Annotated in this window: 23 protein-coding genes; 15 read left to right on the top strand and 8 right to left on the bottom strand. The window is 70.6% G+C overall.

The genetic code is table 11. The features are described 5' to 3' along the window. Positions 1 to 9 precede the first annotated feature (9 nt). The gene (tkt, locus tag F9C12_RS10420) at positions 10 to 2,109 is read right to left on the bottom strand and encodes a transketolase (RefSeq protein ID WP_409465731.1); all 2,100 of its coding nucleotides are present in this window, start codon (positions 2,107 to 2,109) and stop codon (positions 10 to 12) included. Positions 2,110 to 2,549: 440 nt separating this feature from the next. Between tkt and F9C12_RS10415 the strand changes: the two genes are divergently transcribed. The 3 genes from F9C12_RS10415 to F9C12_RS10405 all read left to right on the top strand — a co-directional run bounded on the left by F9C12_RS10415 (position 2,550) and on the right by F9C12_RS10405 (position 6,387). Beyond that, positions 2,550 to 3,530 (top strand): heme o synthase, encoded by a 981-nt coding sequence (locus F9C12_RS10415; protein ID WP_409465730.1) that lies wholly within the window; start codon positions 2,550 to 2,552, stop codon positions 3,528 to 3,530. A gap of 100 nt (positions 3,531 to 3,630) precedes the next feature. Further along, positions 3,631 to 5,871, top strand: a complete 2,241-nt coding sequence (locus tag F9C12_RS10410; protein WP_409465729.1) for a HelD family protein — start codon at positions 3,631 to 3,633, stop codon at positions 5,869 to 5,871. Between the two features lie 9 nt (positions 5,872 to 5,880). After that, a complete protein-coding gene (locus tag F9C12_RS10405; RefSeq protein ID WP_409465728.1) occupies positions 5,881 to 6,387 on the top strand; it encodes an FKBP-type peptidyl-prolyl cis-trans isomerase in 507 nt (168 codons plus the stop codon). A gap of 1 nt (position 6,388) precedes the next feature. On the opposite strand, the gene F9C12_RS10400 is transcribed toward F9C12_RS10405, so the two are convergent. After that, a complete protein-coding gene (locus F9C12_RS10400; RefSeq protein ID WP_409465727.1) occupies positions 6,389 to 7,360 on the bottom strand; it encodes a quinone oxidoreductase family protein in 972 nt (323 codons plus the stop codon). A 92-nt stretch (positions 7,361 to 7,452) separates the two neighbouring features. On the opposite strand from F9C12_RS10400, the gene F9C12_RS10395 reads away from it, so the two are divergent. Together F9C12_RS10395 and F9C12_RS10390 are read left to right on the top strand one after the other, a co-directional pair. Next, positions 7,453 to 7,770: a hypothetical protein gene (locus tag F9C12_RS10395; RefSeq protein WP_409181781.1), complete on the top strand. Its 318-nt coding sequence runs from the start codon at positions 7,453 to 7,455 to the stop codon at positions 7,768 to 7,770. Then, positions 7,767 to 8,609: a hypothetical protein gene (locus F9C12_RS10390; RefSeq protein WP_409465726.1), complete on the top strand. Its 843-nt coding sequence runs from the start codon at positions 7,767 to 7,769 to the stop codon at positions 8,607 to 8,609. Before F9C12_RS10395 ends, F9C12_RS10390 begins: the two co-directional genes overlap by 4 nt. On the opposite strand, the gene F9C12_RS10385 is transcribed toward F9C12_RS10390, so the two are convergent. Beyond that, positions 8,606 to 9,535, bottom strand: a complete 930-nt coding sequence (locus tag F9C12_RS10385) for an acyl-CoA desaturase (protein WP_409465725.1) — start codon at positions 9,533 to 9,535, stop codon at positions 8,606 to 8,608. The genes F9C12_RS10390 and F9C12_RS10385 overlap by 4 nt on opposite strands. Before the next feature lie 95 nt (positions 9,536 to 9,630). Next, entirely contained in the window at positions 9,631 to 10,602 is a 972-nt protein-coding gene (locus tag F9C12_RS10380; RefSeq protein WP_409465724.1) for a COX15/CtaA family protein, read from the bottom strand. Positions 10,603 to 10,744: 142 nt separating this feature from the next. Between F9C12_RS10380 and F9C12_RS10375 the strand changes: the two genes are divergently transcribed. Continuing rightward, positions 10,745 to 11,740, top strand: coding sequence for a hypothetical protein (locus tag F9C12_RS10375; RefSeq protein ID WP_409181778.1), 996 nt, complete (start codon positions 10,745 to 10,747; stop codon positions 11,738 to 11,740). Between the two features lie 20 nt (positions 11,741 to 11,760). Here F9C12_RS10375 and F9C12_RS10370 read toward each other — a convergent pair whose 3' ends face one another. Genes F9C12_RS10370 through mptB form a run of 3 tightly spaced genes read right to left on the bottom strand, consistent with a single transcriptional unit; the run spans position 11,761 to position 15,104 of the window. Further along, complete coding sequence (locus F9C12_RS10370; RefSeq protein WP_409465723.1) at positions 11,761 to 12,549, bottom strand: ABC transporter permease; 789 nt, start codon at positions 12,547 to 12,549, stop codon at positions 11,761 to 11,763. Next, positions 12,546 to 13,472, bottom strand: a complete 927-nt coding sequence (locus F9C12_RS10365; RefSeq protein ID WP_409465722.1) for an ABC transporter ATP-binding protein — start codon at positions 13,470 to 13,472, stop codon at positions 12,546 to 12,548. Before F9C12_RS10365 ends, F9C12_RS10370 begins: the two co-directional genes overlap by 4 nt. A gap of 6 nt (positions 13,473 to 13,478) precedes the next feature. Next, entirely contained in the window at positions 13,479 to 15,104 is a 1,626-nt protein-coding gene (gene mptB / locus F9C12_RS10360; protein ID WP_409466988.1) for a polyprenol phosphomannose-dependent alpha 1,6 mannosyltransferase MptB, read from the bottom strand. A gap of 164 nt (positions 15,105 to 15,268) precedes the next feature. Here mptB and F9C12_RS10355 point away from each other — a divergent pair, with 164 nt between their 5' ends. From F9C12_RS10355 to F9C12_RS10320, 8 genes are all read left to right on the top strand, one after another. Beyond that, positions 15,269 to 16,120 carry a helix-turn-helix transcriptional regulator gene (locus tag F9C12_RS10355; protein ID WP_409465721.1) on the top strand — a complete coding sequence of 284 codons (852 nt, stop codon included), beginning with the start codon at positions 15,269 to 15,271 and terminating at the stop codon, positions 16,118 to 16,120. Then, positions 16,117 to 17,565, top strand: a complete 1,449-nt coding sequence (sufB, locus tag F9C12_RS10350; protein ID WP_409181774.1) for a Fe-S cluster assembly protein SufB — start codon at positions 16,117 to 16,119, stop codon at positions 17,563 to 17,565. The genes F9C12_RS10355 and sufB overlap by 4 nt, the downstream gene beginning before the upstream one ends. A 2-nt stretch (positions 17,566 to 17,567) precedes the next feature. After that, positions 17,568 to 18,740 (top strand): Fe-S cluster assembly protein SufD, encoded by a 1,173-nt coding sequence (sufD, locus tag F9C12_RS10345; RefSeq protein WP_409181773.1) that lies wholly within the window; start codon positions 17,568 to 17,570, stop codon positions 18,738 to 18,740. Between the two features lie 41 nt (positions 18,741 to 18,781). Beyond that, positions 18,782 to 19,552: a Fe-S cluster assembly ATPase SufC gene (gene sufC, locus F9C12_RS10340; RefSeq protein WP_409465720.1), complete on the top strand. Its 771-nt coding sequence runs from the start codon at positions 18,782 to 18,784 to the stop codon at positions 19,550 to 19,552. Between the two features lie 49 nt (positions 19,553 to 19,601). Further along, positions 19,602 to 20,918: a cysteine desulfurase gene (locus F9C12_RS10335; protein WP_409465719.1), complete on the top strand. Its 1,317-nt coding sequence runs from the start codon at positions 19,602 to 19,604 to the stop codon at positions 20,916 to 20,918. Further along, complete coding sequence (gene sufU, locus F9C12_RS10330) at positions 20,915 to 21,364, top strand: Fe-S cluster assembly sulfur transfer protein SufU (RefSeq protein WP_409181770.1); 450 nt, start codon at positions 20,915 to 20,917, stop codon at positions 21,362 to 21,364. The genes F9C12_RS10335 and sufU overlap by 4 nt, the downstream gene beginning before the upstream one ends. Continuing rightward, positions 21,361 to 21,759: a metal-sulfur cluster assembly factor gene (locus F9C12_RS10325; RefSeq protein WP_409465718.1), complete on the top strand. Its 399-nt coding sequence runs from the start codon at positions 21,361 to 21,363 to the stop codon at positions 21,757 to 21,759. The genes sufU and F9C12_RS10325 overlap by 4 nt, the downstream gene beginning before the upstream one ends. A 128-nt stretch (positions 21,760 to 21,887) precedes the next feature. After that, positions 21,888 to 22,310: a hypothetical protein gene (locus tag F9C12_RS10320; RefSeq protein ID WP_409465717.1), complete on the top strand. Its 423-nt coding sequence runs from the start codon at positions 21,888 to 21,890 to the stop codon at positions 22,308 to 22,310. Positions 22,311 to 23,013: 703 nt separating this feature from the next. Here F9C12_RS10320 and F9C12_RS10315 read toward each other — a convergent pair. Then, positions 23,014 to 24,945: an ABC1 kinase family protein gene (locus F9C12_RS10315; protein ID WP_409465716.1), complete on the bottom strand. Its 1,932-nt coding sequence runs from the start codon at positions 24,943 to 24,945 to the stop codon at positions 23,014 to 23,016. 173 nt (positions 24,946 to 25,118) lie between these two features. On the opposite strand from F9C12_RS10315, the gene F9C12_RS10310 reads away from it, so the two are divergent. Further along, a complete protein-coding gene (locus F9C12_RS10310; protein ID WP_409465715.1) occupies positions 25,119 to 25,661 on the top strand; it encodes a snapalysin family zinc-dependent metalloprotease in 543 nt (180 codons plus the stop codon). Positions 25,662 to 25,947 lie beyond the last annotated feature (286 nt).

Genomic DNA, 25,947 nt, shown 5'->3' with positions numbered 1-25,947 from the left:
GCGCTCCCTTCAGTTCTTGGTGTTGGCGATCGAACGGCGCGCGGCGTCGACCACGGCTTCGGCGGTGAAGCCGAACTCGCGGAACAGCGTCGCGGCGTCGGCCGAGGCTCCGTAGTGCTCGATCGACACGTTTTCGCCGGCGTCGCCGGTGAAGCGCTGCCACGGCATCGCGATCCCGGCCTCGACCGAAACGCGGGCCTTGACCGTCGGCGGCAGGACGGCGTCCTTGTAGTCCTGGTCCTGCGCGTCGAACCACTCGACGCACGGCATCGACACGACGCTGGCCGGGATGCCGTCGGCCTCGAGGGTCTTGCGCGCCTCGACGGCGAGCTGGACCTCGGAACCGGTCGCGATCAGCACGACCTCCGGGGCGCCGTTGGACGCCTCGGCGAGCACGTAGCCGCCCCGCTTGACGCCCTCGGCGTTGGTGCCTTCGAGCACCGGCACGTTCTGCCGGGTCAGCGCGAAGCCGGACGGGTGGTGCACGTCCTCCAGCACGGCCTTCCACGCGTACGCGGTCTCGTTGGCGTCCGCCGGGCGGACGACGTTGAGGCCCGGGATCGCGCGCAGCGCGGCGATCTGCTCGATCGGCTGGTGCGTCGGGCCGTCCTCGCCGAGGCCGATCGAGTCGTGCGTCCACACGTAGATGACCGGGGCCTTCATCAGCGCAGCGAGCCGGACCGGCGGGCGCATGTAGTCGGAGAAGGTGAGGAAGGTCGCGCCGTAGGGCCGGGTGCCGCCGTGCAGCGCGATGCCGTTGAGGATCGAGCCCATCGCGTGCTCGCGGATGCCGAAGTGCAGCGTGCGGCCGTACGGGTTGGTCTTCCACATGTCGGTGCCGGCCGAGGCCGGGCCGAACGAGTCGGCGCCCTTCATGGTGGTGTTGTTGCTCTCCGCGAGGTCCGCGGAACCGCCCCACAGCTCGGGCAGCGGCTCGGCCAGCGCGTTGAGCACCTCGCCGGAGGCCTTGCGGGTGGCGATGCCCTTGGCGTCGGGCTCCCACGACGGCAGGTTGTCCGCGAAGCCCTCGGGCAGCGTGCGGGTGGACAGCCGGTCGGCCAGCTTCTTGCGCTCCGGGTTCGCCGCGGCCCACGCCTCGAAGCGCTCCTGCCATTCGGCGCGCAGCTTTTCGCCGCGCTCCACGGCCTGGCGGGTGTGCGCGAGAACCGCGTCCTCGACGGCGAAGTTCTTCTCCGGGTCGAAGCCCAGCGCCTTCTTGACGCCGGCGACCTCTTCCGGGCCCAGCGCCGCGCCGTGCGCCTTGCCGGTGTTCATCTTCGTCGGGGCCGGGTAGCCGATGATCGTGCGCAGCTGGATGAACGACGGCCGCGTGGTCTCCGCCTGCGCCGCCTTGATGGCCGCCTCGATCGCGACGACGTCCTCGCCGCCCTCGACGGTCTGCACGTGCCAGCCGTAGGCCTCGTACCGCTTCGCGACGTCCTCGGACAGCGCGATGTTGGTGTCGTCCTCGATGGAGATCTTGTTGTCGTCGTAGAAGACGATCAGGTTGCCCAGCTCCTGGCGGCCCGCGATGGACGAGGCCTCGGAGGTGACGCCCTCTTCGATGTCGCCGTCGGAGGCGATCACGTAGATGAAGTGGTCGAAGATGCTCTCGCCGGGGGCGGCGTCCGGGTCCAGCAGGCCGCGCTCGCGCCGCGCCGCCATCGCCATGCCGACGCCGTTCGCGAGGCCCTGGCCCAGCGGGCCGGTGGTGGTCTCGACGCCCTTGGTGTGCCGGTACTCCGGGTGGCCCGGGGTCTTGGAGCCCCAGCGGCGCAGCTGCTCGAGGTCCTCCAGCTCGAGGCCGAACCCGGCCAGGTACAGCTGGATGTAGAGGGTCAGGCTGGAGTGCCCGGCGGAGAGGACGAACCGGTCGCGGGCGGGCCACTCCGGGTCGCTCGGGTCGTGCCGCATGGTGCGCTGGAACAGCGTGTACGCCAGCGGCGCCAGGCTCATCGCAGTGCCCGGGTGCCCGCTGCCGCAGTTCTCGACGGCGTCCGCGGCGAGCACGCGGGCGGTGTCTACGGCGCGGGTGTCGGTCTCGGTCCAGTCGGCCGGCACGTTGCGCCGGAGCAAGGGGTTGGTCTCGCTGCTAGAGGTTTCGGACACTGAACTCGAACTCCTGCGTCGGTGAAGTGGTGGCTGTATTCCGTGCGTGCCGCTCAAGTGCTGCGGTGTGCGCCCTCAGTTATCTCAATCGATCCCGAAGGGACGATATTCCTGCTGACGGCGCTGTGCAGGCGGAGCGAGCGGCCCGACGGTGTCACCCTAGTGCGTACGCGTGCGCGCGAGCGCGGGCGAGCACCCTGCGGGTGAGGTGATCCTGCCCGCCTGTCGTTCCCCGGCTACCCGCCGCGGGCCCTCCCGACTCATCCGGGCTCCCGGCGGCGGACGTGACGGAGGGAACACCGCCGGGCGTGTCCCGGACCCGCGGGCATCGGACCGGTCCGTCACGTCTACCATCGATCGCGGGCCAGGCACGGAAGTTCTCCAGGAGTTCCGCTTCTTTCTTCCGGGCCGCCCGGCCCAGGACTGACTCAGGGAGAGAAATGTCGTTGGTGAACGCTGCGCACGGACGCAGTGAAGACACCAGCGCCGTACCCCCGGACGGCGGACGGCCGAGCGGGGCCCGGCGAAGCTTCCGCCAGGTGGCCGGCGCGTACGCCGCGCTCGCGAAGCCGCGCGTGATCGAGCTTCTCCTCGTCACCACGATCCCCGCGATGTTCCTCGCCGGGCGCGAGGTGCCGAACCCGTGGCTGGTGGTCGCGACGCTGGTCGGCGGCACCATGGCCGCGGGCAGCGCCAACGCGCTGAACTGCGTGATCGACAGCGACATCGACAAGGTCATGAACCGCACCAAGCGGCGGCCGCTGGTGAAGGACGCGGTGCCGCGGCGCAACGCGCTGATCTTCGGCCTGGTCCTGGGCGTCGCCTCGTTCGTCGTCCTGTACTTCACGGTGAACCTGCTGGCCGCGGTCCTCGCGATCGCGACCATCCTGTTCTACATCTTCGTCTACACCCTCGGCCTCAAGCGGCGGACGTCGCAGAACGTGGTCTGGGGCGGCGCGGCCGGCTGCATGCCGGTGCTGATCGGCTGGGTCGCGGTCACCGGCACCGTGCAGTGGCCCGCGTTCGTGATGTTCGGCGTGATCTTCTTCTGGACGCCGCCGCACACCTGGGCGCTGGGCATGAAGTACCGCGACGACTACGAGCGCGCGGGCGTGCCGATGCTCCCGGTCGTCGCGACCGCCGAGCACGTGGCCCGGCAGATCGTCATCTACTCGTGGGTGATGGTCGCCTGGACCCTGCTGCTGCTCCCGGTCACCAGCTGGCTGTACGCGACCTTCGCGATCCTCGCCGGCGGCTGGTTCCTCTTCTACGCGCACCGGCTGCAGGCCGCCGTGCACCGCGGCGAGGAGACCAAGCCGATGGCGCTCTTCCACCGCTCGAACACGTACCTGATGATCGTGTTCGTCGCGCTGGCGGTCGACTCGGCGATCGGCCTTCCGGTCCTCGGCCTCCCCTTCTGACCCGTTTTCCGACCCGTTCCGCACCGGGCAGGAATGGCCCGGGATCCTCGCCGGTTGCACTCTTCCGGCCCCGATCCCGACCTGAAAGCAGGAGCTTTCCTTGCCCGAGGAACCGGCCTACGAAGCCGAGCTGCGCCGCGAGCAGGCCTACACCGACGCGTTGTTCGCGAAGCTCGACGCCGAACGAGCCCAGGCCCAGCGCCGGCTGGACGAGACGCTGCGCCAGACCGGCGGGACGCCGCAGGCGCGGACCGAACGCGAAGCCGCCACGACCTTGTACAGCGACCGGCTCGCCCAGCTCGGCTCGGTCGAGCAGGGATTGTGCTTCGGGCGGCTGGACTTCGTGCCCGGCAGCAGTGAGGAAGAGACCGCCTACATCGGACGGCTCGGGCTGTTCGACGAGGACGACGACTACCGGCCGCTGCTGATCGACTGGCGCGCGCCGGTCGCGCGGCCGTTCTACCTGGCCACCGCCGCGTCGCCGGACGGCGTGCGCCGGCGGCGGCATCTGCGCTCGCTGAGCCGCCGCGTCACCGGGTTCGACGACGAGATCCTCGACCTGCACGCCGCCGACCAGGGCCAGGACCTCGGGCTGGCCGGCGAGGCGGCGCTGCTGGCCGCGCTGGAGCGCCGCCGCACCGGCGAGATGGCCGACATCGTCGCCACCATCCAGGCCGAGCAGGACCGGATCATCCGCGCGCCGCTCGGCGGGGTGATGGTGGTGCAGGGCGCGCCGGGCACCGGGAAGACCGCGGTCGCGCTGCATCGCGCGGCGTATCTGCTCTACACGCACCGCCAGCAGCTGACCACGCGCGGCGTGCTGGTCGTCGGGCCGAACTCGACCTTCCTGCGCTACATCGGCCAGGTGCTGCCGTCGCTCGGCGAGACCGGCGTGCTGCTGTCGACCATCGGGCAGCTGTGGCCGGGGCTGGACGCCGACGGCGTCGAGACCCCGGAAGCGGCCGAGGTGAAGGGCCGGCTGGTGATGGCCGACGTGCTCGCCAAGGCGGTCCGGGATCGCCAAGGTGTACCCGATCCGGTGATCGAGATCGAGCACGAACGCGAGATCCTGAAGCTCGACCGGAAGACCTGCACGCAGGCGCGCGCCCGGGCCCGCCGTTCGCGGCGGCCGCACAACCTCGCGCGGCGGCTGTTCGTGTCCGACGTCCTCGACGCGCTCACCCGGCAGGCCTCCCGCGCGCTGGGCGAGGACCTGCTGGACGCGCAGGACGTGCAGGACATCCGCGCCGAACTGGCCTCGAGCCCGGCGGTGGCCGCCGCGCTGGACTCGCTGTGGCCGAAACTCACCCCGGCGGGCCTGCTGGACGACCTGTTCGCCGACCGCGAACACCTCGACCGGGCGGCCGGCGATCTGCTGTCCGAAGAGGACCGCAAGCACCTGGAAAGCGGCCGCGACGCGAAGTGGACGCCCGCCGACGTGCCGCTGCTGGACGAACTGGCCGAACTGCTCGGCAACGACGACTCCGAGGAGCAGGCTGAGCAGAAGCGGCGGGAACGCGTCGAGCGCGCGTATGCCGAGGGCGTGCTGGACATTCTCGAACAGGACGAGGAAATCCAGGACGAGGAGATCCTGCGGGTGTCCGACGTGCTGGACGCCGAGTTGTTCGCCGAACGCCAGCAAGCGCGCAGCGAGCTGACCGCGGCGCAGCGGGCCGCGCAGGACCGGACGTGGACGTTCGGGCACGTGATCGTGGACGAGGCGCAGGAACTGTCCGCGATGGACTGGCGGCTGCTGATGCGCCGCACGCCGAACCGGTCGATGACGCTGGTCGGCGACGTCGCGCAGACCGGGGCCGCCGGGGGAGCGCGGACCTGGGACGAGGTGCTGTCGCCGTATGTCGCGGACCGCTGGCGGCTGGAGCAGCTGACGGTGAACTACCGGACTCCGGCGGAGATCATGGAGGTGGCGGCGGGCGTGCTCGCCGAACTCGACGTGGACCTCGCCGCGCCGGTGTCGGTGCGGGAGACCGGGGTGCCGCCGTGGGGCGTGCGGGTCGCTTCGCTGGAGCAGGAACTGCCTTCGCTGGTGGACGCGGAACTGTCCGCTGTGGACGGTGGGACGGTCGCGGTGCTGGTGCCGGGCGGCCGCCTCGACGAGGTGCGGAAGCTGCTCCCGGAGGACGAGCGGCTCAGCGTGCTGACCGTGGACCGGGCCAAGGGGCTGGAATTCGACGGCGTCGTGCTGGTGTCGCCGGACGAGATCGTGGCGGGCTCGGCGCGCGGGCTCAACGACCTGTACGTGGCGCTGACCCGGGCGACGCAGCGGCTCGGCGTGGTGCGGACTGGTCCGGCGGTCCCTGCGCTCGGCGGGCTTGGCTAGTCTTCCGGAATGCAGAAATTTGGCAGGACTGCCGTCATCGGCGCGATCGCCGCGGTTGCCGCGTTCGGACTTACGGCCTGCGGCGACGACAGCAGCGCGGCGCCGAGCCGCGAGTGCACCGTGGACGACGTCAAAACCACGGGGAACTTCGGCCAGGTGCCGACGATCACGATCCCGGACGACTGCGCCCCGCCGAAGAAGCTGCTCACCAAGGACCTCTCGACGGGAACCGGGAAGGCCGCGGCGGCCGGGTCGAAGCTGTCCATGAACTACCTGGTCGTCACCTGGTCGAACAAGAAGAAGCTGGACAGCTCGTTCGACCGCGGCGAGCCGTTCGGCCTCGACCTCGGCGCCGGCCAGGTGATCGACGGCTGGGACCAGGGTCTCGTCGGCGTCAAACAGGGCGGGCGGCGGCTGATGATCATTCCGCCCGCACTGGCCTACAAGGACGGCGGACGCGGCATCGCGCCCAACGAAACGCTGGTGTTCGTGACGGACGCCCTCTCGGTCGGCTGATTCAGGGGAGCAGCAGCAGCTTCCCGGTCGTCCGGCGGCCCTGCAGGTCCTCGTGCGCCTTGCGGGCGTCGGCGAGCGGGTAGCGGCCGCCGACGCGGATGGCGAGCGAACCGTCCCGCACGGCGGCGAACAGTTCGCCGGCGCGCCAGTCGAGTTCCTCGCGGGTGCGCAGGTAGTGGGCGAGCGTCGGGCGGGTCAGGAAGAGCGAACCGCCGGAGTTGAGCCTCTGCGGGTCGATCGGCGGCACCGGGCCGCTGGCCGCGCCGAACAGCGCCAGCGTGCCGCGGATCTTCAGGCTCGCGAGGCTGCCGTCGACGGTGCTCTTGCCGACGCCGTCGTACACCACGGCGACGCCTTCGCCGTCGGTCAGCTCGCGGGTCGCGGCGGCGAAGTCCTCGCGGTCGTAGCGGATCACGTGGTCCGCGCCCGCGCCACGGGCCAGCTCGGCCTTCTCGTCGGTGGACACCGTGGCCAGCACTCGCGCGCCGCGCGCCTTCGCCAGTTGCACCAGCAGCAAGCCGACGCCGCCGGCCGCCGCGTGGACGAGGATGTCGTCGCCTGCCTTGACTTCGTACGTCGAGCGCACCAGGTAGTGCGCGGTCAGGCCCTGCAGCATGGCGGCGGCGGCGATCTCGTCGGACACGCCTTCGGGCACCTTCACCGTGGCGCTGGCCGGGACCACCGCGCGCTGGGCGTAGCTGCCGAGCACGCCTTGCCAGGCCACGTGGTCGCCGGGGGCGAATTCGGTGACGCCCTCGCCGGTCTCCAGGACCGTTCCGGCGCCTTCGGAACCGAGCACGAACGGCAGGTCGATCGGGTAGATGCCCTGGCGCTGGTAAGTGTCGATGTAGTTGACGCCCGCCGCGGCGAGTTCGACCAGCAGTTCGCCCGGACCCGGCGGACCGGGCTCGATCTCGGCCAGTTCCAGCACTTCCGGGCCGCCGGTCCGGGTCACCTGCACTGCGGTCGGCATGGTTCCTCCTCGAGATGTGCGCGTCTGGCGTCCACTATGGCCGAGAACACGGTCGGGCCGCGGGGGCGGGGGTCTCGGGTTAAGCTCCGGACGTGGCTGAGGAGACCGAAAACACGCCGACCGCGCCGACTGCCCGCCAGCTGGCGACCGCCCGCGACTTCGTGGCGAAGCACGGCAAACCGGCGCGCGCCGTGGTCGAGAACATCGGCATCGCCGGCGCGCGGGTCGTGCTCGTGGGCCCGGACGGCGCGATGGGCGACGTGCTGGTCGCCGGGGTCGAGACCGGGAACGCGCTGGTCGCCGGGGTCGACGACCTCGAGGCCGCGGAATGGGACAGCGAAACCGTGAAGACGGTCAAAATCGGAGCCGCGCACCGGCGCAAGATGGCCGGGCCGCGAGCGGGACGGTGACCCGCTCGGCGATTTTCGTCGGCTGCGCCGCGCTGCCCGAGGGCGACGGCGACGAGGCCGCGGTGCTGCCCGCGCTCGCGGACCTCGGATTCACCGTGAGCTGGGCGGCCTGGGATTCGGACGCCGACTTCGCCTCGGCGGACCTCGTCGTGCTGCGCGCGGCCTGGGACTACCCTTCGCGGCGGGAGGAATTCCTCAGCTGGTGCGAAGGCGTGCCCGGGCTGAGCAACCCGGCCGCGGTCGTGCGGTGGAACACGGACAAGACGTATCTCGGCGAACTGCTCGACGCGGGCGTGCCGACGGTGCCGGTCGAGATCGTGCCGCCGGGGGAGAAGCCGCGCTGGCCGAAGAAGCCGTTCGTGGTGCAGCCTTCGGTGGGCCGCGGCTCCGCCCGGTTCGAGACCGCCGGCGCCGAGGCGGAGAAGCATCTGCGCGCTCTGCACGACGATGGGCGCACCGCTCTGGTCCGGCCGTATCAGTCCAGTGTGGACACTCAGGGCGAGATCGCGGTGACGTTCTTCGGCGGCGTTTATTCGCACGCCTTCACGAAATCCGCGGAGTCCGATGCTTCCGGGCAGTACCGGGAAAAGCAGCTCGCGGCCGCGGTTCCGGCTCCGGAGGTGCGCGCGGCGGCGGAGGACGCGCTGGACGCGGCGTGCGGGTTGCTCGGCATTCTGCGGGCGGAACTCCTGTACGCGCGGGTCGACCTGGTCCGAGGCGACGACGGCCGTCCGCTGGTGCTGGAGCTGAAGGTGACCGAGCCGTCGCTGGGCTTCCGGCACGCGGACGCGGGTGCGCCGCTGCGGTTCGCGTCGGCGGTGCGGCAGCAGCTGGCCTAAGCCGTTCGCCGTTTGGCCGCGAGGCGTTCCGCGCGGGGCCAGCGGACGTCGGTCGCCCAACCCAGCCGTTCGAAGGCCCAGATCACCCGCGCCGAGACGTCCACCTGGCCGCGCAGTACGCCGTGCCGGGCGCAGGTCGGGTCGGCGTGGTGGGAGTTGTGCCAGGACTCTCCCATGGACAGCAGGGCCAGCGGCCAGAAGTTCGCCGCGCGGTCGCGGCTCGCGAACGGGCGGTGGCCGATCAGGTGGCACACCGAGTTCACCGACCAGGTCACGTGGTGCAGGAACGCGATCCGCACCAGCCCGGCCCAGAAGAACGCCGTCAGCGCGCCCTGCCAGGTGCCGCTGAACGCCCAGCCGAGCGCGGCGGGCAGGGCGAGGCTGAGCGTGATCCACAGCCAGAAGAACCGGTTCACCAGGCGCAGGTCGCGGTCGCCGACGAGGTCGGGGGCGAAGCGGTCGGCGTTGGTGACCTCGCGCTGGAACATCCAGCCCAGGTGCGCGTGCCAGAACCCGCGCAGCAGCGCCGACGGCGAGGTGCCGAACAGCCACGGCGAATGCGGATCGCCCTCGCGGTCGGAAAACGCGTGGTGGCGGCGGTGGCTCGCGACCCAGAAAATCACCGAACCCTGCACGGCCATGCTGCCCGCGATGGCGAGCGCGATCCGCAGCGGGCGGCCCGCTTTGAACGCGCCGTGCGTGAAGTAGCGGTGGTATCCGACGGTCACGCCGAGGGTGGCGAGTACGTAGAACACGGTCGCGAGGATCAGGTCGGTCCAGCCGATGCCCCATCCCCACAGCAGCGGCACGGCGGCGATCAGCGCGGCGAACGGTACGAGCAGGAACGTCTTGAGGACCAGCATTTCGGCGGTCCCGCGACGCCCGGAGAGAAGCGGTTTCGCGGCACGGGCAGGGGCGGTCGGCATAGCGGCACCTCGGGCTTTTCGGAAAGCCGGACGGCGACGACGGTAAGCCGCGGACCTGTCCGCCGGGCCGACGCGCAGTTACGCGTGGATGACCGTCAGTTCGCGGTGGCGAGTTCCCGCTTCTGCGCGGGCTCCAGCGAAGTGACCGGACCCCGGTCGCGGGTCCCCGTCCACAGCACGGCCGTCACGACGATCACGAGCGCCGACCCCAGCACGTGGAAGGAGACCATCGCCTCGGGCACGCCCAGCGCGTACTGCACCGTCCCGAGAACGCCCTGCAGCAGCGCGACAATCCACGCCCACGCGTACCGCTTCCAGACGCTCTTCGGCGCACCGACGCGCATCAGCGTGAGCCCGAAGACTCCCAGCACGACGAGGTACGCGATCAGCAATGCACTGTGGACCCGTGCCAGTTGCTCGATCGGGGCGTCGAGGCGGTGCGTGTTGACGTCGCCGCCGTGCGGGCCCGCGCCGGTGACCGTCGTGCCGGCGATCAGGACCGCCCACATCAGCACCGTCAGCAGCACCAGCATCTGCCGCCCCAGTTTCGGGACCAGCGGGCGCGCCGGTTCATCCCCTTCGCGGAACGCCTTCAGCAGCAGGACCGCCAGCCACACGAGCGGCGTGGAGGCGAGGAAGTGGATCGCGACCGTCCACCATTCCAGTTTCGCCAGCACCGTCAGCCCGCCGATGACCGCCTGCAGCACGACGCCTCCCGGCATCGTCCAGGCGAGCTTCACCAGCCGCTTGCGCTCCGGGTGGTCGATCTGGATCCGCCACGCGGTGAGCACGGCCAGCGCCGCCACCAGGATCACGACGCCGGTCAGCATCCGGTTCGAGAACTCGATCCACTGCGTGACCGCGTCGATGCCGGGGTGCTGCACCGGCACGAGGCTGCCCGCGACGCACTGCGGCCAGGTCGGGCAGCCCAGCCCGGACCCGGTCACCCGCACCACGGACCCGGTGACGCCGATGCCTGCCTGCGTGACCACCGCGGCGATCCCGACGCCGCGCTGGACCCCGGCGGACGGATACGGCAGGCGGGCGATCAAACTGCGAAGGGACACGCGGCCACGATACTCGTGAGCGGCAATCACGGTTCTAACCGGGATCGCCACTCACGACCACACCTGTCCCCAACCCTCTCGCCTATCCACAGATTTCGTGAGACCGCCGCCACAGCTTCGCCGCCACCGCAAAGGTGGATTCATGCCCCTTCACTCACGATGGTCGGAAAACGACCGGATACCCGCGGAGCAGGCTGGTGGCTGGCGTTCGATGGTGCGCAGCCAGGCAGGAGTGGTGTCGTTCGCGCAGCTGAGAGCCTACGGGCACAGCTGGCATGACGTCGCGTCGAATCTCGCTGCCCGCCGATGGCAGCGGGTGCTTCCCCGCGTATACGCGACATTCACCGGCGAGCCGAGCCGAACGGCTCTGCTGCACGCGGCTGTGCTTTACGGCGGAAAGCACAGCGTGCTTAGCCATCGGACCGCCGCGGAGGAATGGAAAATGGTGCCGATCGGCGCCGGCCCGATCGAAATCACGGTGCCGTACGGAAGTTCGGCAGTATCGAAGATGCCGGCCGTGCGGGTGCATCGGTCTCGTGCGCTCGCGTTCTCGGCACTGGCGAGCGTTCCGCCGCGAACGCGGAAGACGGACACGATCGTCGATTTGGCGGTGGCCGAGCCGGACGCGCGGTCGGCGATGTACCTGGTGATCGATCTGGTCAGCAGGCAGGCGTTGAGCGTGTCGGAAATGCTCGGGTGCATCGAGGCCAGGCCGCCGCTGCGCTATCGGGCGGCGATCGCCCGCGCGTTGCAGCTCGTCGGAGGCGGTCTGATGTCCGCGCTGGAGGCCGAGTACTTCGACGAGGTGGAACGGGCGCACGGCTTTCCGCCGGGCCGGCGGCAGGTTCCGGTCGTGGTCGACGGCAAGACGTTATGGGAGGACGTGGTTTACGAAATCGGTGGGCAAAGCCTCGTAGTCCGGCTGGACGGCCGCGCGGCGCACAGCGTGGGTGGCGTGGCGTTTCGGGACCGGCGTCGCGACAATGCGGCCGAACTCGCTGGCCGGGCCCGTCTTGTGTACGGCTGGTGGGACGTGCATCGCGACAGGTGCGGGGTGGCACGGGAGGTGGGGACGGTGCTCGCGCGGCTGGGGTGGGTGCCAGGGCCTCGTGAGTGTTTATGCCGGTTAGAACCGTGATTGGCACTCACGACCCCCTCCTACGTGAGTTTCGTAGTCCGCGTCGCCAGCACTCCGGCCACCACGGCCCACCCCGCCAGCACCACCGCGGCCCCGACCGGGAACTGCCCGTCCACCAGCGCCGCCCGCATGCCTTCCGCCAGCGCGCCCGACGGCAGCAGCGACACCACCACTCCCACGCCGGACGGCAGTGCCGACGGGGCCAGCAGAATCCCGCCCGCCAGCAGCAGCACGAACCACACGATGTTCGCCAGCGCCAGCACGGCTTCCGCGCGCAGCGCACCGCCCAGCAGCACGCCCAGCGCGCCGAAAGCGAGCGTTCCCAGCACCAGCAGCACGACCGCGGAACCGATCCCGGCAACCGACGGCGACCAGCCCAGGAAAGCCGCCACCACGCCGAGCACCACGGACTGCAGCGCCACCACGACCAGCGCCGCCACGACCCGTCCGGCCACCAGCAGCCAGCGCGGCAGCGCCGTGGCCGAAAGCCGTTTCAGCACGCCGTACCGCCGGTCGAAGCCGAGCGCGATCGCCTGTCCGGTGAACGCCGACGACAGCACCGCCAGCGCGAGGATCCTCGGCGTCATCCAGTCCACTTTGGACGTCGAGCCGAGCTGGCTGGCGGGCAGGATGTCCAGCAGGCTCAGGCCGATCAGCAGCGCGAGCGGGATGATCAGGGTGAGCAGCAGCTGTTCGCCGTGCCGCAGGGTCAGCGCGGCCTCGACGCGCGCGTGCGTGCGCAGCATCTTGCCGAGCGAACCGCGGCCGGGCGCGGGGGCGAAAGTGCCCGCGGGGAACGGAGAACTCATGCGCGCAGCTCCCGTCCGGTGAGTTCGAGGAACACTTCTTCCAGCGTCCGCCGTCCGACTTGCAGTTGTTCGGGCAGCACGCCCTGCTGCGCGCACCAGGCGGTGACGGCGGAGACCACCTGCGGGTCGACCGCGCCCTCCACCAGGTACGAACCGGGCGCGGTTTCGCTCACCCGGTAGCCCTCCGGCAGCGCGGCTTCGAGCAGCGTCGTGTCGAGTTTCGTGCGGGCGCGGAACCGCAGCTGCGCCGCCTCGCCCGCCTCCAGCGTCAGCGAATGCGGCGTGCCCTCGACGACCACCTTGCCGTGGTCCACGATCACCACCTGGTCGGCCAGCGTTTCCGCCTCCTCCATCAGGTGCGTGGTGAGCAGGACGCTCACGCCGTCCGCGCGCAGGGCCGCGAGCAAATCCCACACGAGCCGCCGCGCCTGCGGGTCCATCCCGGCGGTGGGCTCGTCCAGGAACACCAGCTCTGGGCGGCCGACCAAGGCGCACGCGAGCGAAAGCCGTTGCTGCTGCCCGCCGGAGAGCCGTTTGAACGGGGTCCGCTTCGCGCCGGCGAGCCCGAGCACGTCGAGCAGCCACGCCGGATCGTGCGGGTTCGCCGCGCAGGAAGCGACCAGCCGCAGCATTTCCTCCGCGCGCACGCCCGGGTACGCGCCGCCGCCCTGGGGCATGATGCCGACGCGCGGGCGGAGCCGGGCGCTGTCCACTACCGGGTCGAGGCCGAGCACGCGCACCTGGCCCGCGTCAGGTCTGCGGAAACCCTCGCAAATCTCGACAGTGGTCGTTTTTCCGGCGCCGTTCGGCCCGAGCAGGGCCAGCACGGAACCACGCTCCATGCGCAGGTCGATGCCGTCGACCGCGGTGGTGGAGCCGTAGCTTTTCGCCAAGCCGGAGATCTCGACGGCGGGGTTGTCCACAACGAATCACGATACGACGTCGGCGGGCGTGCGCGGTGCTGGGGACGCCGGAGGTGTCCTGGACAACAGCAGCGGCGAAACCCGGTACACGATCGCGAGGCCGCCGAGGGTCACCAGAGCGGCCGCGCCGTAGGCCCACGGCAGGACGTAGGAACGGCCGTCGAAGGTGCCGCCGGTGGGCGGGAGCAGGAAGGGCAGCCCGGCGCTGATCACCGTGGCGACCACGCGGAAGCGCGACGTCCCGGCCGCCGCGGCGAGCGGGATCACCGCCCACAGCAGGTACCACGGCTGCAGGTTGATCTGCAGGATCATCGCCGCGCCCAGCGAAACGCCGAGCCCGATGATCGGCCGGTAGCGCCATTTGAAGCTGGCCCACAGGAATTTGATCGTGACCGCCGCGGTGATCGCGTTGCCGAGCGTGCCGAGGATCGGCACCAGCGCGTCGGTGTGGTTGCCCAGCCCGAGCGCGATGCCGAGGACGCCGCTGAGGTTCGCGATCTCCGCGGTGGGGGAGATGAACGACCGCACCAGCCCGGGCGTGCTCGCCGTCGCGCCGATCCAGCCGAAGCCCAGCCCGGTGCCGACGCAGATCGCGGTGAGCACCACGCCGAACAGCACCGCCATCGGCGCGCCCGCCCACACCAGGTCCTTCAGCCGCCCGTGCCATCGGCGCGCGACCATCACCGACAGGAACGGCAACGCCAGCACCGCCGGGATCTTCACGGTGGCGCCGACGGTGATGATGACGACGCCGAGCGCGATGAACAGTAATTCGCCCTTCGCCAACGGCGGCGGGCTGTCGCCCTTCACCCGCACCGGCAGCCGCCGGATGCCGATCTCCAGCCCGGCCACCATGAGCCCGATGGCCAGCGAATCGTTGTGCGCGCCGGCGACGAAATGGAAGATCAGCAACGGGTTCGCCGCGCCGAGCCACAGCGCGGTGGCCGGCTGCACGCCGAACCGCCGGGCCAGCCGCGGCACCGCCCACACGATCAGCAGCACGCCGACCATCGCGAGCCCGCGCTGCAGCAGCACGCCGGCCACGATGTTGTTGCCGCCGACCGGGGCGAGCCAGCCGCCGAGCCGCAGCAGCAGCGGGCCGTACGGGGCGGGCGTCTCGCGCCAGATGTTGGTGACGCCCGCGGTGAGCGGGTCCGCGACGCCGAGCGCCTGCGCCGGGCCCAGCTGGTACGGGTCCATCCCGCGGTGCACGATCTCGCTCTGCGCGAGGTAGCTGTAGACGTCGCGGGAGAACAGCGGCGGGATCAGCAGCAGCGGCGCGACCCACATCGCCACGGTCCGGGCGAGCTGGCCGCTGGTGGCCAGCCGCGCGCTCGCCGGACGGGCGAACCGGGCGAGCATCAGCCAGCTCAGCACCAGGATGCCCATCCCGGAGAACGCGATCGCGAGCGAGACCGTCGGGATCCGGATGAACAGCCGCAGCACCGGAAGGTCCTGCACCGGGTTGATCACCGGCGCGGCCCCGGCCCCGAGCGAGCCGAGCGCGAGGAACAGGGAGCCGACCGTGCCGAAGCGGCGGACCGCGTCGAGGCCGCGGGTCTCGGCGGCGTTCAGCGGATCGGTGCGGCGCGGTCCGACCGGGGACGGCGCGGGGGCGGGCGAGGCGGGCACGGCGGCGGGAGCGTCGCCGGAAAAGTCCGGTTCCGGGGCCCGCTGGTCCGGGTGTTCGCCGACTGCCACGCCCGGAAGCGTATCGAGTCCGGTTTCGCGTGAGTCGGGTCACTGGGCGACACCCCGCCTTTGCCCGGGGACCGGAAATAAGACACACTTGTGTTGTGAAAAAGAACGGGACCACCGGCGAGGGGCGCGGCGACCGGCCGCGCACCGCGGCCGTCGGCGTTCCCGTGCAGGTCAGCGCCGCGAACGTGGCCGAGGGCCGCACCCGGCACGAGGTCGCCCGGCTGCTGCTGGAGCAGGGCCCGATGACCGCCGCGGTGGTCGCCGAGCAGCTCGGCATCAGCCCGACGGCGATCCGGCGGCACCTCGACGCGCTGCAGGCCGACGGCGAGGCCGAGACCCGCGACGCCCCGCGCAAGGGCCCGCGCGGCCGCGGCCGGCCGGCCAAGCTGTTCCTGCTCACCGAGGCGGGCCGGGCCCGCTTCGGGCACGCCTACGACGACCTCGCGGTGTCGGCGATCCGCTTCCTCGCCGAGCACGCCGGGCCGGACGCGGTGCGCGCGTTCGCCGAGCGCCGGGTCGAAAGGCTCGTCGGGCCGCACCGGCAGGCGATCACCGGATCGGCTGATCCGGTCGAGCGCGCCGAGGCCCTCGCGATCGCCCTGAGCAGGGAGGGCTACGCTGCCTCGACCCGCCAGATCGGCGCGGAAACCCCGGTCGCCCACGCGGGCGCCCAGCTGTGCCAGCACCACTGCCCGGTCGCGCACGTCGCCGCGGAATTCCCGCAGCTGTGCGAGGCCGAGACGGAAGCGTTCGCGAAGCTGCTGGGCACCCACGTCCAGCGGCTGGCGACCATCGCGCGCGGAGACAACGCGTGCACCACACACGTACCCGCCGGACCGGCGGGTATCCCGGCCCATCCCGAGCCGGACCGCACGACGCCCGGAAAAGCGGCCTCTCCGCCGGAAGGGCACGCACCACGGATCCCGAATGGAGGGAAACCCGCATGACTGCCGCTGCCGAGCAGCGCACTCCCACCACCGAGCCGTTGAGCCAGGAAGAGACCATCGCGTCCCTTGGCAAATACGCCTTCGGCTGGGCGGACTCCGACGAGGCGGGCGCCAGCGCGCGCCGCGGCCTGAACGAGGATGTCGTCCGCGACATCTCCGCCAAGAAGTCCGAGCCCGAGTGGATGCGCGACGCCCGATTGAAGGCGCTCAAGCTGTTCGACCTCAAGCCGATGCCGAACTGGGGCGCCGACCTCTCGGGGATCGACTTCGACAACATCAAGTACTTCGTGCGGTCCACCGAGAAGCAGGCGGCCAGCTGGGAAGACCTGCCCGAGGACATCAAGAACACCTACGACAAGCTGGGCATCCCCGAGGCGGAGAAGCAGCGCCTCGTGGCCGGCGTCGCCGCGCAGTACGAGTCCGAGGTCGTCTACCACCAGATCCGCGAGGACCTGGAGGAGCAGGGCGTCCTGTTCCTGGACACCGACACCGCGCTCAAGGAGCACCCGGAGATCTTCCGGGAGTACTTCGGCTCCGTGATCCCGGCAGGCGACAACAAGTTCTCCGCGCTGAACACGGCGGTGTGGTCCGGCGGCTCGTTCATCTACGTGCCGAAGGGCGTGCACGTCGACATCCCGCTGCAGGCCTACTTCCGGATCAACACCGAGAACATGGGCCAGTTCGAGCGGACGCTGATCATCGTCGACGAGGACGCCTACGTCCACTACGTCGAGGGCTGCACCGCGCCGATCTACCAGTCGGACTCGCTGCACTCCGCGGTCGTCGAGATCATCGTGAAGAAGGGCGCCCGCTGCCGCTACACGACGATCCAGAACTGGTCGAACAACGTCTACAACCTGGTCACCAAGCGCGCCAAGTGCGAAGAGGGCGCGACCATGGAGTGGGTCGACGGCAACATCGGCTCCAAGGTGACCATGAAGTACCCGTCGGTCTTCCTCATGGGCGAGCACGCCAAGGGCGAGGTCCTCTCGGTCGCGTTCGCGGGCGAGGGCCAGCACCAGGACGCCGGGGCCAAGATGGAGCACCTCGCGCCGCACACGTCCTCGACCATCGTGTCGAAGTCGGTCGCGCGCGGCGGCGGCCGGACCTCCTACCGCGGCCTGGTCAAGGTCGCCAAGCGGGCGCACCACTCGCGCTCCAGCGTGGTCTGCGACGCCCTGCTGGTGGACACCATCTCGCGGTCGGACACGTACCCGTACGTGGACATCCGCAACGACGAGGTGTCCATGGGCCACGAGGCCACCGTGTCCAAGGTCAGCGAAGAGCAGCTGTTCTACCTGATGTCGCGCGGCCTCGACGAGGCCGAGGCGATGGCGATGATCGTGCGCGGGTTCGTCGAGCCCATCGCGCGCGAGCTGCCGATGGAGTACGCGCTCGAGCTGAACCGCCTGATCGAGCTTCAGATGGAAGGGTCCGTCGGCTAGTCATGTCGGTTACCGAGAACAACGTCGCCGAGTCGCTGCGGGAGGGTGCCGTCATTCCGGCGGCCTCCCGCGCGGAGCGGTTCACCTCTTACGACGTCGCGGCCTTCGAGGTCCCCGGCGGGCGTGAGGAAAACTGGCGCTTCACCCCGATGAAGCGCCTGCGCGGCCTGCACGACGGGTCCGCCGTCGCCTCCGGCGAGATCACGCTGGAGGCCGAGGCCGCGCCGGAGCTGAAGATCGAGACCGTCGGCCGCGACGACGCGCGCCTCGGCGAGGCGGGCGTGCCGAGCGACCGCATCGCGGCGCAGGCGTACTCGTCCTTCGCCAAGGCCACGATCGTCACCGTGCCGAAGGAGACCGAGGCGTCGAAGCCGTCGGTGCTGCGGATCCACGGTCCGGGCGAGGGCAAGGTCGCCTACGGCCACCTGCAGGTGCGCGCCGAGGCGTTCGCCAACGCGGTGATCGTGCTCGACCACGTCGGCTCCGGCACCTACGCGGACAACGTCGAGTTCGTCATCGGCGACTCGGCCAAGATCACCGTCGTCAGCGTCCAGGACTGGGCCGACGACGCGGTGCACGTGTCCGAGCAGCACCTGCGGCTGGGCCGCGACGCGACGCTCAAGCACACCGTGGTCACCCTCGGCGGCGACCTGGTGCGCGTGTCGCCCACGGCGACCTTCGCCGACCGCGGCGGCGACGTCGAGATGCTCGGCCTGTACTTCGCCGACGCCGGCCAGCACCAGGAACACCGGCTGTTCGTGGACCACGCGGTGCCGAACTGCAAGTCCAACGTGATGTACAAGGGCGCCCTGCAGGGCGACGACGCGCACACGGTGTGGATCGGCGACGTGCTGATCCGGGCGGCCGCCGAGGCCACCGACACCTACGAGCTGAACCGCAACCTCGTGCTCACCCCCGGCGCGCGCGCCGACTCGGTGCCGAACCTCGAGATCGAGACCGGCGAGATCGAGGGCGCGGGCCACGCGAGCGCCACGGGAAGGTTTGACGACGAGCAGTTGTTCTACCTCCAGTCGCGCGGGATCGGCGAGGAGGCCGCGCGGCGGCTGGTCGTGCGCGGGTTCTTCCACGAGATCCTGGCCCGGATCGGCGTGCCGGAGGTGCGCGAGCGCCTCGAGGCCGCGATCGAGGCCGAGCTCGAAGCCGTGGGCGCCTGAGCCCGTCGTCCGTCCACTTCAGACTCTTTAGGAAAAGCAGAATGGCTACCCTGGAAATCAAGGACCTGCACGCTTCGGTGACCACCGAAGACGGAGCCAAGGAGATCCTCAAGGGCGTCAACCTGACCATCCGGTCCGGCGAGACGCACGCGATCATGGGCCCGAACGGCTCCGGCAAGTCCACCCTGTCCTACGCGATCGCCGGCCACCCGAAGTACACGGTGACCTCCGGCGAGGTGCTGCTGGACGGCGAGAACGTGCTCGAGATGAGCGTCGACGAGCGCGCCCGCGCCGGCCTCTTCCTCGCCATGCAGTACCCGGTCGAGGTGCCCGGCGTCTCGATGTCGAACTTCCTGCGCACCGCGGCCACCGCGGTCCGGGGCGAGGCTCCCAAGCTGCGCCACTGGGTCAAGGAGGTCAAGGAGGAGATGGGCAAGCTCGGCATCTCCCAGGAATTCGCCGAGCGCTCGGTGAACGAGGGCTTCTCCGGCGGCGAGAAGAAGCGCCACGAGATCCTGCAGCTGGCGCTGCTCAAGCCGAAGTTCGCGATCCTCGACGAGACCGACTCCGGCCTGGACGTCGACGCGCTGCGCGTCGTGTCCGAGGGCGTCAACGAGTACAAGGCGGCAGGCGAGGTCGGCGTCATGCTGATCACGCACTACACCCGCATCCTGCGGCACATCACCCCGGACTTCGTGCACGTCTTCGCCGACGGCAAGATCGTCGAGTCCGGCGGCCGCGAGCTGGCCGACGAGCTGGAGGAGAACGGCTACGTCAAGTACGCCGGTTCCCCCGAGCCGGCCAAGGCCTGACGCTTCCGCGCCCCGTTCCCGACGACACCGCGAGAGAGGAGTTGGCTCGATGACCACCACGGCTTCGAACAGCCCGACCAACTCTGTTCCCCTTGACGTGGCGGCACTGCGTGCCGACTTCCCGATCCTGACGCGCACCGTGCGCGACGGGAAACCCTTGGTGTACCTGGACTCCGGAGCGACCTCGCAACGGCCGGTGCAGGTGCTCGACGCGGAACGGCGGTACGTGTTCACGTCGAACTCGGCCGTGCACCGCGGCGCCCACCAGCTGTCCGAAGAGGCCACCGACGCCTACGAATCCGCGCGCGCCAAGGTCGCGGAGTTCGTCGGCACGGACCCGGAGGAGCTGGTGTTCACCAAGAACGCCACCGAGGGCATCAACCTCGTGGCGTACGCGATGAGCAACGCCGCCACCGCCGGTCCGGAAGCGGAGCGGTTCCGGATCGGCGAGGGCGACGAGATCGTCATCACCGAGATGGAGCACCACGCGAACCTGGTGCCGTGGCAGCAGCTGTGCCAGCGCACCGGGGCGACGCTGAAGTGGTTCAAGGTCACCCCGGAGGGCAGGCTCGATCTGTCCGATGTGGACAGCGTGATCACGCCGCGCACGAAGGTGGTCGCGTTCGCGCACCAGTCCAACGTGCTCGGCACGGTCAACCCGGTGGCCAAGCTGGTCGCCAAGGCGAAGGAGGCCGGCGCGCTGACGGTGCTGGACGCCTGCCAGTCGGTGCCGCACTTCCCGGTGGACTTCCACGCGCTGGACGTCGACTTCGCGGTGTTCTCCGGGCACAAGATGCTGGGGCCGTCCGGGATCGGCGTGCTGTACGGCCGGACCGAACTGCTGTCGGCGATGCCGCCGTTCCTGACCGGCGGCTCGATGATCGAGCTGGTCACGATGGAGCGCACCACGTTCGCCGCGCCGCCGCAGCGGTTCGAGGCCGGGGTGCCGATGACGTCGCAGGCGATCGGACTCGGCGCGGCGGTGGACTACCTGTCCGCCGTCGGGATGGACCGCGTCGCGGCGCACGAGCACGAGCTGGCCGCGGCGGCGATCGCGGGCATCAGCGAAATCCCGGGCGTGCGCATCGTCGGGCCGACCGGTCTGGAGGACCGGGGCGCGACCGTCGCGTTCGTGATCGACGGCGTGCACCCGCACGACGCCGGCCAGGTGCTCGACAGCCTCGGCATCGCCGTGCGGGTGGGGCACCACTGCGCGTGGCCGCTGCACCGGGCCTGTTCGGTGCCGGCGACCGTGCGGGCGAGTTTCTACCTGTACAACACGCTGTCCGAAGTGGACGCTCTGGTCGCCGGCATCCGCGAGGCGCAGAAGTTCTTCGGGGTGGCCCAGGACGGGGCCGCGAAGTGAACCTGGAGAGCATGTACCAGGAGATCATCCTGGACCACTACAAGAACCCGCACGGGCGCGGCCTGCGCGAGCCGTTCGACGCGGAGTCGTTCCAGGTCAACCCGACGTGCGGCGACGAGATCACCTTGCGGGTGAAGGTCAGCGACGGCAAAGTCGAGGACGTGTCCTACGACGGGCAGGGCTGCTCGATCAGCCAGGCGTCCGCGTCGGTGCTGACCGACCTGGTCGTCGGGCACAGTGTCGACGAGGCGTTCGCGACCATGGACGCCTTCGTGGAACTGATGCAGGGCAAGGGAAAAGTCGAACCGGACGAGGACGTGCTGGAGGACGGCGTCGCGTTCGCCGGCGTCGCGAAGTACCCGGCGCGCGTGAAGTGCGCCCTGCTCGGATGGATGGCGTTCAAGGACGCGGTGTCCAGTACCACCACGGGAGCTGAGAAGGCATGAGCGAAGAGACGGTCACCGACCCGCGCGAGGGGCGCACCGCCGCGGACCTGCCCGAGCAGGCCGCCGCCGCCCCCGCCGACATCGCCAAGATCGAGGACGTCGAGGAGGCGATGCGCGACGTCGTCGACCCGGAACTCGGCATCAACGTCGTGGACCTCGGCCTGGTCTACGACATCCGGGTGGAAGCCGACAACACCGCGACGCTGGACATGACGCTCACGTCCGCGGCCTGCCCGCTCACCGACGTGATCGAGGACCAGACGTCGGCGGCGCTGACGTCCGGCGGCCTGGTGAACGACTTCCGGATCAACTGGGTCTGGATGCCGCCGTGGGGCCCGGAGAAGATCACCGACGACGGCCGCGAGCAGTTGCGGGCGCTCGGGTTCACCGTCTGAGGTCTGTGGTTCGCGAAGGCCGCTCCCGGTTCGCCGGGGGCGGCCTTCGGCGTCTCCGGAAGTGGTGCGTTCGGGGGGATGCGGGCGGAACGCCGGTTTCTGTCGGGGCCGGGTGCTATCACTGAGCGATGACCGAATCTGTCTCTGAATCCGCGCTCGATGCCGAAGAAAGACCCAGCCGCGGCCTGGCCGTGGGAGCGGTGTCGGTGGCCGCGGTGAGTTTCGCGCTCGCGGTGCTGACCTGGCTGGCCTGGCTGCTGGTCCGGCCCCGGCTGCTGATCAGCGGTGTGTATCCGATCGTGGCCGAGGTGTTCGTCCTCGTGCTCGGCGCCCTGTGGTTCCTGGCGCTGCTGGCCGGAGTGCTGGCGACCGTGCTGGGCCTGCTCGGCGGAGGACGCCGCCACGGCGGAGACCTGGCCCGCACGGGCGCACTGCTGGGCGGGCTGACGATGGTGGTGGCGCTGGCCGGAACGGTCGCGTTCACGGTGAGCCCCGGCCCCTCGCCGATGTATCCCGCCGGACGGCCGCTCAATTCGATCATCCGCGAGTGAGCGGTGTATAACGACCTATACGGCGGCGGAGGTTCCAGGCTTCCCGGAAGCCGGGTCGCGTGACGGATCCGCGGTTCTGGTTCAAAGCTTGCGAGGCGAACGACGGTTTCCTGCGGCTGTTGTCGGTTTCCGGTGCGCCTGCCCGCGCTGCGGGACGGCGCGAGCGGTGACCTGATCGGCGGCGATGAGGTGCGCTGCGGCGACGGGAATGCCGGGCGGGCCCGTCTCTACGCGAGCGGTGACCGGTCTTCACGCGAGCGCGTTCGGTGACGGGTGGGGTGGGACGTTCCGGCGTGGTCGGTGAGCAGGCGTCTTTTCCGGCGAGAGTGCTGCGGGTGGGGTTTTCTGGGTGGCGGCCAGCGGGACGTCGCGAGCGGCTCCCGGTGGTGCGGGCGGTGGCCCGTTTCTCCACGCGTGCGCGTGTGGTGCCGGGTGGCGGGGATGTTTCGGCGGGGTCGTGGTCGGTGAGCAGGTGGCCTTCCCGCGAGAGTGCTACCGGGTGGGGCTTTCCTGGCTCGCGGCCAGCGGGACATCGTGGACGGCTCCCAGTAGCGCAGGCCGCGGAGCGGTGCCTTGTCCGCAGGATGCGGAGTCGTCTCGGCGACCGGGAATCTGTGCTGGGTCAGGCAGATCCCGGCGAACCACCGCGTTCGCCGCCGGATTCCTGGAGCGGCCGGGCCGGATCGCCGCCGGAGCGGGGGCCTCATCGGGTCCGCCGGTCTGCTCGGGACCGTCGTCCGGAGCGCCGGAAGACGACGAACAGCAGCCGCAGTCCTGCCAGTGCGCTGATCATCAGCAGGTTGTAGCCGAACACTTGATTCAGCGTCAGCCCGGGCACCAGCTGCGGGCCGCTCGAACTGGCCAGCAGCAGCACGGCCATGAGCCCGGTCGCGATGCCGACCAGGGCCAGCAGCACCTCGTGCACCAGGCCGGTCACCAGGTCGCGGTCGCGTTCGTCGGAGAACAGCCGCACGTTCACCGACAGGCGGCCTTCTTCCAGTGCCGCGCCGATCCGGTCGACGCGGCGCGGCAGGCGGCGGAGCACCGGCAGCAGGGCGGTGAACTCGTCGGTGACGGTGCGGCGCACCGTTTCCGGGCGCAGGCCGATGCGTTCGGCGGCGAACGCGCGGGATTCGGCGACCAGATCGAAGTCCGGGGCCAGCGTCGCGAGCGTGCCTTCCATGGTCGCCAGCGCCCGGAACACCGCGGCGATCGGCGGCGGGACGGCCAGGCGGAAGTCGGCGACGACGCGGAACAGGCCGGTGAACAGGTCGAGACCGGGCGTCCGGCCGGGGCCGAAGTGCCGGGCGAGCAGGGCTCCCAGCGCGCGTTCCAGGCGTTGTTCGTCGAGGTCGTCGGGGCGGTGGACGATCTCCAGCAGCCCGTCGCGGACGCCGGCCGGGTCGCCGCGGTCGATGGCGGGCAGCAGTGCTTGCAGGCCGGCGCGCAGGCCGGTGTCGAGGCGGCCCACGGAGCCGAAGTCGAGCAGGCCGAGGGTGCCGTCTTCGAGCAGCAGAACGTTGCCCGGGTGCGGATCCGCGTGGAAGACCCCGCCCAGCAGCACCTGGTCGAGCAGGCCGCGCAGAAAAGTACGGGCGAGTTCTTCGCGGGAGCATTCGGGACCGGCGGAAAGCGGTTTGCCGTCGAGCCTTCGCATCACCAGAACGCGCTCCGTGGACAGTGCTTTGTGGACAGTCGGCAGCGTGACGCCGGGGATCGGATGCCCGGCGATCGCTGCGATGTTCGCGGCTTCGGTGCGGAAATCGAGTTCCTCCTCAAGGGATTGCGCGAATCCGTCGGCCAATTCCAGCACCCCGAGCGAGCGCGCCCAGTCCGCGCGCTCGTGCAGCACGGCGGCGAGGCGGCGGACGATGTCGATGTCGCGTTCCACCTGCTCGCGGATCCCGGGCCGCTGCACCTTCACGACGACCTCGGCGCCGGACCGCAGCCGCGCGCCGTAAACCTGCGCGATCGACGCCGCGGCAAGGGGTTCGTCGTCGAGGTGGGCGAACGCGGCGAGGTCGATTTCCTCGCTCAGCACCGCGCGCACCTCGGCTTCGGGTGCGGGCGGAACCTGGTCGTGCAGCTTGCTGAGTTCGCGGATGTACACCGGCGGCAGGAGATCCGCGCGCGTCGAGAGCAACTGGCCGAGCTTCACGAACGTCACGCCGGCTTCTTCGAGGGCCAGCCGCAGCGACCGCGCGAGCTTCGCCGAACCGTCGGGGTCCGCGGTGCGGCGGCCGGTGAGGAACGAACCCAGACCGTGGCGGATCGCGATGCGCATGATCCGCGAGTAACGACGGGCGCGGGCCGCGCGGGACCGCAGTGACCGCAGCCGGGCGAACAATCCGGGCCCACCGGACGGAATCGCGAGTTCGGCGACGAAGAGGACCAGCAGGGTCACCGCGAGCGCGCTGCCCGCGAGCGGGATCAGCAGTCCGACCGCGACACCCGGGGCGGTCAGCACGGCCAGCGGGAACGTCTGGATCACGGTGCCCGCGACGAGCCAGCCCGCCAGCGCGGCGCCGAGCGCCCGGACGAGACCGACGCGCACCCCGAGCACCTTCCGGGCCGCCGCGACCAGCGGCCACAGCACGACGACGTAGGCCAGCAGGCCGAGCAGCAGCGTTTGCATGCCGACGAGCACACCAGCGCGGCCGCTGCCGCGGATCCAGCCGCGGCGGGACGGGCCTCCCTCCCGGGAGGGAGCGCCCTACTTTCGGACGTAGTCGCCCGCGGTGGTGAACTTCTAACGTCATCGAGCGGACAACGGGTTGCTTGCTTTCTCGACGAGGTACGGAGGACACGATGCACGCACGAGGGTTCCGGCGGATCGCCGCACTGGCCATGGGCGCCGCCGCTCCGCTCGGCCTGGGCCTGGCGACCGCACCCGCCGCGTCCGCCGCCGCGGCGACCACTGTCTACTACAGCTCGGCCGGCGCTCCGGACTACGTCTCCCAGATCGACCAGGGCGCGGCGAACTGGAACGCCGCGGTCAGCGACGTGCAGCTGGTGAAGGACGAGGGCAAGGCCACGATCGTCATCCACGAGGTGCACAGCGGCGGCTCGTACACGCAGACTGACGGCCACGGCAACGGCGACGTCTACCTGGACACGAGCCAGGTCGCCGAGGGCTACGACCCGACCCGCATCGCCGCGCACGAACTCGGCCACAACCTCGGCTTGCCGGACCACTACGAGGGTCCGTGCACCGAGCTGATGTCAGGGCACGGGCCGGGCACGTCGTGCACCAACGCGAAGCCGGACGCGCAGGAGTCGGCGAAGGTGCAGCAGTTGTGGGCCAACGGATTCCGCTTCGAGGGCACGCGGGTGACCAAGACTGTCTACTGAGGACCTCGTGAGTGCTAGCGCCGGTGAGAACCGGCGCCAGCACTCACACGCCAGTAACCCTCCGGGAAAGCCGCCTTCGGCACCGGTTTCGCCTCCCTCAGCACCGAAATCCGCAATCGGGCCGCGGCGAACGCACCGGTCATCGCGTACAGCGGCCGGTCCCAGGATCGCATCGGCGTGGTGCGGCCCCGGCCGGTCGATGCAGCAAGCGGATCCCCGCAGGCAAATTTGAGAAGAGCCAGCCCCACCCGTGCGGCAAGCGCTAGTCGGCGATGGTGCCGAACGC

It is taken from the genome of Amycolatopsis sp. GA6-003, from assembly GCF_046267895.1.
Lineage (GTDB): Bacteria > Actinomycetota > Actinomycetes > Mycobacteriales > Pseudonocardiaceae > Amycolatopsis.
This window is presented reverse-complemented; position numbering and strand designations above follow the sequence as displayed.